Consider the following 12953-nt stretch of genomic DNA (forward strand, 5'->3'; position numbering starts at 1 on the left):
AGGGAGTACGCAAGGGTGAAGATCGGACACACCTCTACCGTCTTTGTGATCTAGGGGTTTCAATCACCACCAGCCCAGGTAGGGTCAGGAAGCGTCCAGCTCCCCTTGGAGGAGGTGAGGACCGTGGCAGCCCACGACGACGACATCAACCGCGGCATCCGGCCCGCGCGAGGGTCCGAGGACCCCGCCGGCCAGGTTGCCTATCTCGAGCAGGAAATCGCCGTCCTGCGACGAAAGCTCGCCGACTCTCCGCGACACACGAGGATTCTCGAAGAGCGGATCGTCGAGCTCCAGACAAATCTGGCCGGCGTATCCGCACAGAACGAACGACTCGCGAATACCCTCCGTGAGGCCCGAGACCAGATCGTGGCCCTCAAGGAAGAAGTCGACCGGCTCGCACAGCCGCCGGCCGGTTTCGGTGTCTTCCTGCAGGCGAACGAGGACGGCACCGTCGACATCTTCACCGGAGGCCGAAAGCTCCGCGTGAACGTCAGCCCCAGCGTCGACCCGGAAGACCTCCGGCGCGGCCAGGAGGTCATGCTCAACGAGGCCCTCAACGTGGTCGAGGCCATGGAATTCGAGCGGGCCGGGGACATCGTCACCCTCAAGGAGATCCTCGAGGACGGCGAGCGCGCCCTGGTCGTCGGGCACACCGACGAGGAGAGGGTGGTGAGGCTCGCCGAGCCGCTCCTGGACATCACCATCCGCCCCGGCGACGCCCTCCTGCTCGAACCCCGCTCCGGCTACGTCTACGAGGTCGTCCCCAAGAGCGAGGTCGAGGAACTCGTCCTCGAAGAGGTCCCCGATATCGACTACGACAAGATCGGCGGCCTGGGCGACCAGATCGAGCTGATCCGCGACGCCGTCGAGCTCCCGTACCTCTACCCCGACCTCTTCAAGGAACACGAACTGCGGCCCCCGAAGGGCATCCTGCTCTACGGCCCGCCCGGCTGCGGCAAGACGCTCATCGCCAAGGCCGTCGCCAACTCCCTTGCCAAGAAGGTCGCCGAGGTGACCGGCCAGCCCGCAGGAAAGTCCTACTTCCTGAACATCAAGGGCCCCGAACTCCTCAACAAGTACGTCGGCGAGACCGAGCGGCACATCCGCCTCGTCTTCCAGCGTGCCCGCGAGAAGGCGAGCGAGGGCACCCCCGTCATCGTCTTCTTCGACGAGATGGAATCCCTCTTCCGCACCCGCGGATCCGGAGTCAGCTCGGACGTGGAGAACACCATCGTCCCCCAGCTGCTCGCCGAGATCGACGGCGTGGAAGGCCTGGAGAACGTCATCGTCATCGGCGCCTCCAACCGCGAGGACATGATCGACCCCGCCATCCTGCGCCCCGGACGCCTCGACGTGAAGATCAAGATCGAGCGCCCGGACGCCGAGGCCGCGAAGGACATCTTCGCCAAGTACCTCAAGGCCTCGCTGCCCCTGCACACGGACGACCTGTCCGAACACCAGGACTCCAAGGACGGCACCGTCCACAGCATGATCCAGACCGTCGTCGAGCAGATGTACGCCGAAACCGAGGAGAACCGCTTCCTCGAGGTCACGTACGCCAACGGCGACAAGGAAGTCCTCTACTTCAAGGACTTCAACTCCGGCGCGATGATCCAGAACATCGTCGACCGGGCCAAGAAGATGGCGATCAAGGCCTTCCTCGAACACAACCAGAAGGGCCTGCGGGTCTCCCACCTGCTCCAGGCCTGCGTGGACGAGTTCAAGGAGAACGAGGACCTGCCCAACACCACCAACCCGGACGACTGGGCCCGCATCTCCGGAAAGAAGGGCGAGCGGATCGTATTCATCCGCACGCTCGTCACCGGAAAGCAAGGCGCGGACACCGGACGCTCCATCGACACGGTGGCGAACACCGGTCAGTACCTCTGACAAAGCGGGGCGGCTGCGGATGCCCACCCCGGGCATCCGCAGCCGACTGCTTTACCCCACCGCTATACCGGCCGCTTTTCAGCCGGTGACCAGGCGGATCCAATGACGGAAATGATCTCCCCACGAGCGCGCAGTGGTTCTAGGCTCTTCCGTACCGCCGGACGCGCAGTGCGGGGACGGGCACCGCACAGGCACACGCACCGGAGCACCAGCGGTACTTGAGCGCCGCTCCCGAAAGGGGAGCGCCGCCGGGCAAGGAGGGCCGCATGACCGTACGGCGAGTAATGGGGATCGAGACGGAGTACGGGATCTCCGTCCCGGGGCACCCGAACGCCAATGCCATGCTCACCTCGTCCCAGATCGTCAACGCCTACGCGGCGGCGATGCACCGGGCGCGACGCGCCCGCTGGGACTTCGAGGAGGAGAATCCGCTGCGGGACGCCCGCGGCTTCGACCTCGCCCGCGAGGCCGCCGACAACAGCCAGCTGACCGACGAGGACATCGGCCTCGCCAACGTCATCCTCACGAACGGCGCACGGCTCTACGTCGACCACGCACACCCCGAATACAGCTCACCCGAGATCACCAACCCGCTCGACGCCGTCCTCTGGGACAAGGCCGGCGAACGGATCATGGCCGAGGCGGCCGTACGCGCCGCCCAGCTCCCCGGCGCCCAGCCGATCCACCTCTACAAGAACAACACCGACAACAAGGGCGCCTCCTACGGCACGCACGAGAACTACCTGATGAAGCGGGAAACCCCCTTCTCGGAGATCGTGCGCCACCTGACCCCCTTCTTCGTCTCGCGACAGGTCGTGACCGGCGCGGGACGCGTGGGCATCGGCCAGGACGGCCGCGAACACGGCTTCCAGATCAGCCAGCGCGCGGACTACTTCGAGGTCGAGGTCGGCCTGGAGACCACCCTCAAGCGCCCCATCATCAACACCCGCGACGAGCCGCACTCCGACGCCGAGAAGTACCGCCGGCTCCACGTGATCATCGGAGACGCCAACCTCTCCGAGATCTCCACCTACCTCAAACTCGGCACGACAGCGCTTGTCCTGTCCATGATCGAAGACGGGTTCATCAACGTCGACCTGGCCGTCGACCAGCCCGTACGCACCCTGCACCAGGTCTCCCACGACCCGGACCTGCAACACCTGATCACGCTGCGCAGCGGCCGGACACTGACCGCGGTGCAACTCCAGATGGAGTACTTCGAGCTGGCCCGGAAGTACGTGGACGAACGTTTCGGATCCGACGCGGACGAGCAGACCAAGGACGTGCTGGTCCGCTGGGAGGACGTGCTGGGCCGGCTGGAGAGCGACCCGATGAGCCTGTCGGGGGAGCTCGACTGGATCGCCAAGCGGGAGATCCTGGAGGGCTACCGGCGCCGGGACGGACTGAACTGGGACGCGGCACGGCTGCACCTGGTGGACCTCCAGTACTCGGACGTACGGCCCGAGAAGGGCCTGTACAACCGCCTGGTGGCCCGCGGCAAGATGAAGCGCCTGGTGGAAGAGCCGGCGGTGGAGCGGGCTCAGAGCAAGCCTCCGGAGGACACCCGGGCGTACTTCCGCGGCCGCTGCCTGGAGCAGTACGCGGACGACGTGGCCGCGGCGTCCTGGGACTCGGTGATCTTCGATCTCCCCGGCCGGGACTCGCTCCAGCGGGTCCCGACGCTGGAACCCCTGCGGGGGACCCGCAACCACGTCAAGGAGCTCCTGGACCGCTGTCGCACGGCGGAGGACCTGGTCCGGGTGCTTTCGGGGCAGTGAACGCGGCTGAAAGGCCTTCGGTCCGGGAATCATGAAGAGAACCGGACTGTGAAAGTACGGGGACGAATGGCGGACCCTCCCTATAGGGTCCGGCGTAGGGTCTGATCTTGAGAGATCCCGAATCCCGGGGTCTCTCGACATGAGCGTGCGAACCGAGCGGGGTGAGGTAGACATGGCGACCAAGGACACCGGCGGCGGACAGCAGAAGGCGACGCGCTCGACCGAAGAGGTCGAGGAGGCGGCGGTCGAGGAATCGACCGACCTCAAGGAGCGCCAGGAAAAGCTCTCCGACGACGTCGACTCCGTACTTGACGAGATTGACGATGTACTCGAGGAGAACGCCGAGGACTTCGTGCGATCCTTCGTTCAGAAAGGTGGCCAGTAAGGCCATTTGACCTTCGAATCGAAGGTGGGGGGCGAGGGGTAGTTGTCCGAGGGTGCGAAGCGGTGTTCGCGATGCAGGCAGGACAGGCCGCGGGTGGAATACGCGAGCAACCGTTCTACGGCCGACGGCTTACAGGCGTACTGCCGCACGTGCTGGGCGGAGTACTACAAGGCGCGCCAAGAGGCGAAAGGGCGGACGGTGCGGGTGAAGGTGGCCGTACCGTCCGGCCATAAACGGTGTCCTCAGTGCTAGGAGGTCAAGCCGCATTCCGAATGGGAGCCGAACAAGACCACCTCGGACGGATGGTCCAGTTACTGCCGTTCGTGCCGGACGCAACGCAACAGAGCGAGTTACTTCAAGCGCAAGTACGGCATCACCGAGGCTCAGCGGGACGAGATGATCGCGGCTCAAGGTGGTGTCTGCGTGATCTGCAGAGCAGGCCCGGCAGAACATGTGGATCACGATCATCGGACGGGTAAGGTCCGAGGCGTACTGTGCTTCAGCTGTAACGCAGCCCTGGGGCAGTTCAAGGATCGGCCGGACGTCATGAGGCGTGCAGCCGCTTACGTGGAAGGAAACCTGTGGAACCCAACACTCGTAGCACAGGGCGTCTACCGGCAGCCTTCCTGACGCCGGGGTCGTCGTCCTTCATGGACTTCCTGGGCGCGCACTCGCCCGAGATGCTGCCCGGCAACCGCAAGCTGCCGGAAGGCGTGATCGAGGCGCCGCACGGGACGACCATCGTCGCCGCCACCTTCCCCGGCGGGGTGGTCCTCGCCGGTGACCGGCGGGCGACCATGGGGAACATGATCGCGCAGCGGGACATCGAGAAGGTGTTCCCCGCCGACGAGTACTCCGCCGTCGGTATCGCCGGTACGGCCGGCCTGGCCGTGGAGATGGTGAAGCTGTTCCAGCTGGAGCTGGAGCACTTCGAGAAGGTGGAGGGGACGACCCTGTCCCTGGAGGGCAAGGCCAACCGGCTCTCCACCATGATCCGGAGCAATCTGGGGATGGCCATGCAGGGCCTGGCCGTCGTGCCGCTGTTCGCGGGGTACGACGAGGCCAAGGAGAAGGGCCGGATCTTCTCCTACGACGTGACCGGCGGCCGCTCCGAGGAGCACGGCTACGCCGCCACCGGTTCCGGTTCGATCTTCGCCCGGGGCTCCATGAAGAAGCTCTTCCGCCCCGATCTGACGGAGGAGCAGGCCACCACGCTGGTCGTCCAGGCGCTGTACGACGCCGCCGACGACGACTCGGCGACCGGTGGGCCGGACCTGTACCGCCACATCTACCCGATCGTCACCGTCATCACGGACGAGGGGTTCCGCAGGCTGACCGACGACGAGTCGCAGGAGCTCGCCCGTACGGTCACCAACCGTCGGCTGGAGCAGCCCGACGGCCCGCGCGCCGCCCTGCTCTGACCATCCGTCGCCCCGTAGGAGCCCAGAAGAAAGGGACGGACAGCCGGTGTCGACTCCGTTCTATGTGTCACCCCAGCAGGCCATGGCCGACCGGGCGGAATACGCCCGCAAGGGCATCGCCCGCGGTCGCAGCCTGGTCGTGCTGCAGTACGCCGACGGCATCGTGTTCGTCGGCGAGAATCCGTCGCGTGCGCTGCACAAGTTCAGCGAGATCTATGACCGGATCGGCTTCGCGGCCGCCGGCAAGTACAACGAGTACGAGAACCTTCGGATCGGTGGTGTGCGGTACGCGGATCTGCGTGGATACACCTACGACCGTGACGATGTGACGGCCCGTGGGCTGGCGAACGTCTACGCGCAGACGCTCGGCACCATCTTCTCCTCGGCGGGTGAGAAGCCGTACGAGGTGGAGCTGGTGGTCGCGGAGGTCGGTGCGACGGCCGCGGGTGACCAGATCTACCGGCTGCCGCACGACGGGTCGATCGTGGACGAGCACGGTTCGGTCGCGGTCGGTGGCAATGCCGAGCAGATCAGTACCTTCCTGGATCAGCGTCACCAGGACGGGATGACTCTGTCGGAGGCGTTGAAGCTGGCGGTGCAGGCGCTGTCCAGCCAGGCCAACGGCGCGGACAAGACGATTCCGGCGGAGCGGCTGGAGGTCGCGGTGCTGGACCGTACGCGGGCGCAGCAGCGCAAGTTCAAGCGGATCCGGGGCCGGCAGCTGTCGCGGCTGCTGGAGGCGGACGTGACGGCGGCGGTGCAGGCCGATGCCGTGTCGAACGACGAGGCGCCGGAGGACGACGCCGAGTAGCCGCGCGGGCGCGTTGGCGCAGTGCAGTGGGAGCCCCGGTTCGCCGTTTCGGCGGGCCGGGGCTTCGTCGTGTCCGGCCGGTTGCGGTTGCGGCTGCGGTTGGGGCTACGGCGTCGGGGCCGGGCCCGTGGAGTCGCGGACGACGAGGTGGACGGGGATGTCGGGGGCGGTCCAGGTGGTGCCGTCGAGGACGGTGAGGAGGGCGGTCATGCCCTGTTCGCCGACGCGTTCGGCGGGGAGGTGGACGGTGGTGAGTTCGGGTTCGACGGCGGTGGCGAGGGCGAGGTCGTCGAAGCCGGTGACGGAGAGGTCCTCGGGGACGCGCAGGCCGAGGCGGCGGGCGGCCTTGCAGGCGCCGGCGGCGAGGATGTCGTCGTCGCAGACGACGGCGGTGGGCCGGTCCCGGGGGGTCGCCAGGGCGGTTTCCATGGCCGTACGGGCGCCGTCGACGGTGAGGGGGGCCCGTACGGTGCGCAGCTCGGCGTGGGGGCCCAGGAGGGCGCGCAGGGCTTCGGCGCGGGTGTCGAAGGTCCAGGAGTCGACGGCGGAGGCGAGGTGGAGGAAGCGGCGGTGGCCGAGGGGCAGGAGGTGTTCGGTGATCTGGCGCATGCCGTCGGCCATGTCGAGGTTGACGTGGGCGGCGGTGGTGGCGGCGGGGTCGCTGTCGAGCATGACGAGGGGGAGGGTGGCGCCGCCGATGGCGTCGAGGGCGTCGGCGGCCATGGAGGAGGCGATGACTCCGTCGAGGGCGGCGCGGGCGGAGGCGAAGGGGTCGCGGGCGGGGCCGGTGCCGTCGGGGGAGGGGTAGAGGACGACGCCGAAGCCGTGTTCGGCGGCGACGCGGGCGGCGCCGGTGTAGACGCGGGCGAAGAATTCGTTGGTGAGGGCGGGGACGACGAGGAGGGCGGTGCGGGTGGTGCCGAGGCGGAGGTTGCGGGCGGCGAGGTTGGGGCGGTAGCCGAGGCGGGTGGCGGTTTCGCGGACGTGGGTGGCGGTGCGTTCGGAGACGCGGCCGGGCCATTTGTCGGCGAGGACGAGGGAGACGGTGGCCTGGGAGACCCCGGCGGCGGTGGCCACGTCGCGGCTGGTGGGTCTCGTCACAGGGGGCTCCTGAAGCGGCAGGTCGGGGGGTGTGGCGGGGTCCGTGGAGTGGACCGGTGGACTGCGGCCATGGTACGTATGACGAGTCACGTTATACGTATTACTTGGTACTCCCGGCTGGATCCGGGCAGAAGGGGGCGGTCATGGCCGCGGGATACGCGGAGCTGCTGAGGACCCGGCACGCCGCGAGGCTGCTGGTGGGCACGCTCGTGGGCCGGCTGCCCAATGCCACGGGGCCGATCGCGATCGTGCTGTTCACGCGTGCCGAGGGGGGCAGCTACAGCCTGGCGGGGGCGCTGGCCGCCGCGTACGGGCTGGCGAATGCGGTGGGCCAGCCGCTGCTGGGGCGGGCCGTGGACCTGTTCGGGCAGCCGCGGGTGCAGCTGCCGGCCGCGGTGGTGTCCGCGCTGGGCATGGTGTGGCTGGCGCTCTCGGGTACGGGGTCGGCGGTGGCCGCGTACGCCGCGGTGGTGGTGGCGGGGCTGTTCACGCCGCCGCTGGAGGGCGGGCTGCGGGCGCTGTGGCCGGGTGTGCTGGGCGGCCGTGAGGAGAAGGTGCACGCGGCGTACGCGATGGACGCGGTGGCCCAGGAGGTCATGTTCACCGTGGGTCCGCTGCTGGTGACGCTGTTCGTGGCGATGTGGTCGCCGGCGGGGGCGCTGCTGGCGCTGAACGCGATCGGTGTGCTGGGCGCGCTGTCCGTGGTGGTGAGCGAGCCGTCGCGGAAGTGGCGTTCGGAGCCGCGGGAGGCGCACTGGCTGGGGGCGCTGCGTTCGCGGGGGCTGCTGGCGCTGCTGGGCGCGTTCTTCTTCGTGGGGATGGCGCTGGGTTCGATCACGGTGGCGGGTGTGGCGTACGCGGACGACCACGGCGGCCAGGCGGTCTACGGCTGGCTGATGGCGGCGCTGGGGCTGGGCGCGCTGATCGGTGGGGTGTTCTACGGTGCGCGGCAGTGGGCGGGTGCGCCGGAGCGGCGGCTGCGGCTGCTGGTGGGTCTGCTGGCGGTCTGCTATCTGCCGTTGATGCTGGTTCCGGGTGCGGTGGCGATGACGGGGCTGTCGGCGCTGTCGGGTGTGTTCCTGGCGCCGGCGCTGGCGTGTGCGTTCATCGTCGTGGACCGGCATGCCCCGGCGGGCACGGTGACGGAGGCGTTCTCGTGGCTGGTGACGTTCTTCGGGGTGGGTGCGGCGATCGGTACGGCGGCGGCGGGGCCGGCGGTGGAGCTGGGCGGTACGGCGGCGGGCTTCGGTGTGGCGAGCGTGGCGGGCGGATCGGCGCTGGTGGTTCTGATGGTCACTCAGCGGGCGCTGGCAACCGGCGGGCGCAGTCGCGCGGTGGCGGGTTCGTCCGACGGTGTGTCGGAGGATGCGCGTGACGTGCGGTCCCAGGCGGCGTCGGCGTCCTGATCGGCGGGTGTGCGGGATGGGCCGATCGGGCCGAGATCGGGGCGCCGATCGGCCCGCTGACGGGAACTGATCGAAACGGCGCTCCCGAACCCGGTTTCAGAAGAGGGCAGAAGGCGTAATGTTCAGTCATGGACCGCCGCATTTTCGGGCTGGAGAACGAGTACGGCGTCACGTGCACGTTCAGGGGACAGCGCCGACTGTCTCCTGACGAAGTGGCGCGCTACCTCTTCCGCCGTGTTGTGTCATGGGGCCGCAGCAGCAATGTCTTCCTGCGGAACGGCGCCCGCCTGTACCTCGACGTGGGTTCGCATCCGGAATATGCAACTCCCGAATGCGACAACGTGACCGAGCTGGTCACTCACGACAAAGCAGGCGAGCGCATTCTCGAAGGTCTGCTCGTCGACGCCGAACGCCGCCTGCACGAGGAGGGAATCGCGGGCGACGTCTATCTCTTCAAGAACAACACCGACTCGGCGGGCAACTCGTACGGCTGCCACGAGAACTACCTGGTGGCCCGGCACGGGGAATTCTCCCGCCTGGCGGACATTCTCATTCCGTTCCTTGTCACGCGGCAGTTGATCTGCGGCGCCGGCAAGGTGCTGCAGACGCCGCGCGGTGCGGTCTACTGCGTGAGCCAGCGGGCCGAGCACATCTGGGAGGGCGTCAGCTCTGCCACGACCCGCTCGCGGCCGATCATCAACACCCGGGACGAGCCGCACGCGGACGCCGAGCGCTACCGCAGGCTGCACGTCATCGTGGGCGACTCGAACATGTCCGAGACGACCATGCTGCTCAAGGTCGGGGCCACCGATCTGGTGCTGCGCATGATCGAGGCGGGCACGGTGATGCGGGACCTGACCCTGGAGAACCCGATCCGGGCGATCCGTGAGGTCAGTCACGACATCACGGGTCAGCGCAAGGTGCGTCTGGCGAGCGGCCGGGAGGCCTCGGCGCTGGAGATCCAGCGGGAGTACTACGACAAGGCGGTGGACTTCGCCGAGCGCCGGGGGATCCGTACCGGTGTGGTGGACCAGGTGCTGGAACTGTGGGGTCGCACGCTGGACGCGATCGACGCGGAGGACCTGGAGCGGATCGGGACCGAGATCGACTGGGTCATGAAGTACCAGCTGATCGAGCGGTACCGGGCGAAGCACAACATGACCATGTCGAATCCGCGGGTGGCTCAGATAGACCTCGCGTATCACGACATCCACCGTCGGCGCGGGCTGTACTACCTGCTGGAGCGCAAGGGGCAGGCGGCGCGGATCTGCAACGACCTGAAGATCTTCGAGGGCAAGTCGGTGCCCCCGCAGACGACGCGGGCGCGGTTGCGCGGGGACTTCATCCGCCGGGCTCAGGAGCAGCGGCGGGACTTCACGGTGGACTGGGTGCACCTGAAGCTCAATGACCAGGCGCAGCGGACGGTGCTGTGCAAGGACCCGTTCCGGTCGGTGGACGACCGGGTGGAGAAGCTGATCGCGGGGATGTAGGACCCGCAGAGTGGCCGCAGTGTGACATCGCACTCCTCATCAGGGCCCCGTACGTCTCTCGTACGGGGCCCTGTCCACGGCTTAGAGTGGCGAGCGACCGCTTTGCCGCCTGAGATCTGAGGAACACGTGCGCCGACTTGCCGGCCTGCTTGTCGTACCCCTGCTGCTGCTGACGACCGCAGCGTGTGGCGACGACAGCGGCTCCGACTCCGCCCAGATGAAGAACGGGGCGCCCGCGATCACCAAGGGTGCCGCCTTCGGGGAGACGCCCACCCTGTCGAAGGGGAAGGGCGCGCCGCCCAAGGATCTGAAGGTGGTGACCATCAGCGAGGGCGCCGGGCAGGTACTCAAGAAGAACGACATCGCGCAGGTCCACTACCTCGGCCAGGTGTGGGACGGCAACGAGGCGTTCGACAAGAGCTTCGGGCGGCCCGCGCCGTTCGACCTGACGATCGGCGCCGGCGCCGTCATCAAGGGCTGGGACCAGGGCCTGGAGGGTCAGAAGGTCGGCAGCCGTGTCGAGCTGGTGATCCCGCCTGACCTCGGCTACGGCGCCCAGGGCTCGCCCCCGAAGATCAAGGGGAACGCGACGCTGGTCTTCGTCGTGGACATCGTCAAGGGCACGACCGTCCCGGCCTCGGCCGCGGGCAAGGAAGTCGCCCAGGAGAACAAGGACCTGCCCAAGGTCGGCACGAACGCGGACGGCAAGGAAGTCTCCGTGACCGTCCCGAAGGACACGGCCGAGCCCACCAAGGTGGTCTCGAACTACGTCCTGGAGGGTGACGGCCCGGTGGTCAAGGACACCGACAGCGTCGTGGTCAAGTTCAACGGCAAGACCTGGAAGGACGACAAGTCCTTCGAGAGCACCTACACCAGTGACCAGACGGTCACCTGGCCGCTGAGTGAGCTTTCGGTCAAGGGTCTGAAGGACGGACTGGTCGGCAAGAAGGCCGGCAGTCGCATCCTGCTGGTCATCCCGCCGGACCAGGCCTTCGGGGACAAGGAGCAGGGCACCATCCCGGCCAAGTCGACGCTCGTCTTCAGTCTCGACATCCTCGCGGTGATGTAAGACTGTTCCGGTTGACCATTTCGTACGTATGAGGAGAAGTTCCGTGAGTGACCTGCAGAAGCCCGAGATCGACTTCCCCGGCGGCGAGCCCCCGAAGGACCTCGAGATCGAGGACATCTGGCTGGGCGACGGTGCCGAGGCCAAGAAGGGTGACCGGGTCTCCGTCCACTACGTGGGTGTGGCCTTCTCCACCGGCGAGGAGTTCGACGCCTCCTGGAACCGCGGTTCCGCGCTCCAGTTCCAGCTCGGCATCGGTCAGGTCATCGCCGGCTGGGACCAGGGTGTCCAGGGCATGAAGGTCGGCGGCCGCCGCAAGCTGGTCATCCCCGCCCACCTCGCCTACGGCGACCGCGGCGCGGGCGGCGCGATCGCCCCGGGCGAGACGCTGATCTTCGTCTGCGACCTGGTCAAGGTCGGCTGATCCGGACATCCGCGATCGGTGCAGGGGCCCCCGCCGTCCGGCGGGGGCCCCTCGCTTTTTGCCCGGGCGCGCCGGGGCGGTACGGTCAGCGGTCAACGGGTCCGTCCGCATCGGGCCGCAGCCCGTGTGACGGTCCGACGGATGTGCAGGCGGAGAAGGGCGGAAGGGCGTCGATGGCGATTGCCAAGGCCGAGCGGCTGATGAACCTGGCGCTGTGTCTGCTGGGGACCCGACGGCCGCTCAGCAAGCGGGAGTTGCGCGGTTCCATCGAGGCCTACATGGAGGCCGGCAACGACGAGTCCTTCAACCGCATGTTCGAGCGGGACAAGGACGACCTGCGTGAACTCGGCCTCGTCATCGAGACGGTGGAGAACCTGGACGGTGAGACGGGCTACCTGGCCCGCCGGGACAGCAACCGGCTGCCTCCCGTCTCCCTCGACGCCGAGGAGGCCGCCGCCCTGGGGCTGGCGGCCAAGGTCTGGCAGCAGGCGCGGCTGGCGGGGGCCGCCAGCGGGGCTCTGCAGAAGCTGCGCGCGGGCGGGATGCCCGAGGCCGAGGACCCGTACGAGGGTCAGCACAGCGCGATCGAGCCGCGCATCCCGGTCCACGAGGCGGCCTTCGAACCGCTGATGCTGGCCTGCCGGGACCGCCGGCCGGTGGTCTTCGACTACCGCAAGTCCACCGCCGCCCGGCCCGAGGCCCGTCAGGTGGAGCCCTGGGCGCTGGAGTGCTGGCGCGGCCACTGGTACCTGGCCGGTTACGACCGGGACCGCGGGGCGGAGCGCGTGTTCCGGCTCTCCCGCATCACCGGCAAGGTCCGCTCCCGGGCCGCGAAGTACACCGCCGAGGTGCCGGACGTGGTGACCGTACGGGAGACCGTGGCGAGCTGGGCCGGGGAGAGCGCGGACCGCAGCGCGCTGATCCGGCTGCGGACCGGGGCGGGCTACCCGCTGCGGGCCAAGGCCACCGCGGTGCGCGAGGGCGGGGACGGCTGGGACGAGCTGGAGATCCCCTACGGGCACGGGCTGGACGCCTGGCTGGTGGAGTTCGGGCCCGACGTCGTCGTGGTCGGCCCCGAGGACCTGCGGGCGGACGTGGTGGACCGGCTGCGGGCCGTCGCCGGGGCCTGACCGGGGTTCGACCCAGGGGCCCGACCCCGGGCCCGCGGGCCCGGCGGCCGA

General features: G+C 68.4%; 12 protein-coding genes. 11 read left to right on the forward strand and 1 reads right to left on the reverse strand.

Annotated features, from left to right (window positions below; all coding sequences use genetic code 11):
• Positions 1 to 123: 123 nt before the first annotated feature.
• The 6 genes from arc to prcA all read left to right on the forward strand — a co-directional run bounded on the left by arc (position 124) and on the right by prcA (position 6285).
• On the forward strand, positions 124 to 1890 hold the full coding sequence (gene arc / locus Sspor_RS32540) for a proteasome ATPase (protein ID WP_202202289.1): 1767 nt from the start codon (positions 124 to 126) through the stop codon (positions 1888 to 1890).
• 266 nt (positions 1891 to 2156) lie between these two features.
• A complete protein-coding gene (gene dop, locus Sspor_RS32545) occupies positions 2157 to 3668 on the forward strand; it encodes a depupylase/deamidase Dop (protein WP_202202290.1) in 1512 nt (503 codons plus the stop codon).
• 172 nt (positions 3669 to 3840) lie between these two features.
• Entirely contained in the window at positions 3841 to 4053 is a 213-nt protein-coding gene (locus Sspor_RS32550; protein WP_030016348.1) for a ubiquitin-like protein Pup, read from the forward strand.
• A 396-nt stretch (positions 4054 to 4449) separates the two neighbouring features.
• Entirely contained in the window at positions 4450 to 4683 is a 234-nt protein-coding gene (locus Sspor_RS41350) for an endonuclease VII domain-containing protein (protein ID WP_308445560.1), read from the forward strand.
• Positions 4635 to 5474: a proteasome subunit beta gene (prcB, locus tag Sspor_RS32560; protein WP_030016344.1), complete on the forward strand. Its 840-nt coding sequence runs from the start codon at positions 4635 to 4637 to the stop codon at positions 5472 to 5474. The genes Sspor_RS41350 and prcB overlap by 49 nt, the downstream gene beginning before the upstream one ends.
• 46 nt (positions 5475 to 5520) lie before the next feature.
• Positions 5521 to 6285, forward strand: a complete 765-nt coding sequence (prcA, locus tag Sspor_RS32565) for a proteasome subunit alpha (protein ID WP_030016342.1) — start codon at positions 5521 to 5523, stop codon at positions 6283 to 6285.
• A 105-nt stretch (positions 6286 to 6390) separates the two neighbouring features.
• Here prcA and Sspor_RS32570 read toward each other — a convergent pair whose 3' ends face one another.
• On the reverse strand, positions 6391 to 7386 hold the full coding sequence (locus Sspor_RS32570) for a LacI family DNA-binding transcriptional regulator (RefSeq protein WP_202202291.1): 996 nt from the start codon (positions 7384 to 7386) through the stop codon (positions 6391 to 6393).
• Between the two features lie 143 nt (positions 7387 to 7529).
• On the opposite strand from Sspor_RS32570, the gene Sspor_RS32575 reads away from it, so the two are divergent.
• From Sspor_RS32575 to Sspor_RS32595, 5 genes are all read left to right on the forward strand, one after another.
• A complete protein-coding gene (locus tag Sspor_RS32575) occupies positions 7530 to 8792 on the forward strand; it encodes an MFS transporter (protein ID WP_202202292.1) in 1263 nt (420 codons plus the stop codon).
• A gap of 128 nt (positions 8793 to 8920) precedes the next feature.
• Positions 8921 to 10282, forward strand: a complete 1362-nt coding sequence (gene pafA, locus Sspor_RS32580) for a Pup--protein ligase (RefSeq protein WP_202202293.1) — start codon at positions 8921 to 8923, stop codon at positions 10280 to 10282.
• A 127-nt stretch (positions 10283 to 10409) separates the two neighbouring features.
• Positions 10410 to 11351 carry an FKBP-type peptidyl-prolyl cis-trans isomerase gene (locus Sspor_RS32585; RefSeq protein ID WP_202202294.1) on the forward strand — a complete coding sequence of 314 codons (942 nt, stop codon included), beginning with the start codon at positions 10410 to 10412 and terminating at the stop codon, positions 11349 to 11351.
• Positions 11352 to 11379: 28 nt separating this feature from the next.
• Positions 11380 to 11772, forward strand: a complete 393-nt coding sequence (locus Sspor_RS32590) for an FKBP-type peptidyl-prolyl cis-trans isomerase (protein WP_202202295.1) — start codon at positions 11380 to 11382, stop codon at positions 11770 to 11772.
• Between the two features lie 173 nt (positions 11773 to 11945).
• On the forward strand, positions 11946 to 12902 hold the full coding sequence (locus Sspor_RS32595; protein ID WP_202202296.1) for a helix-turn-helix transcriptional regulator: 957 nt from the start codon (positions 11946 to 11948) through the stop codon (positions 12900 to 12902).
• The last annotated feature ends 51 nt before the right edge of the window (positions 12903 to 12953 follow it).

Source organism: Streptomyces spororaveus (assembly GCF_016755875.1).
In the GTDB taxonomy this organism is placed as follows: Bacteria; Actinomycetota; Actinomycetes; order Streptomycetales; family Streptomycetaceae; genus Streptomyces; species Streptomyces spororaveus.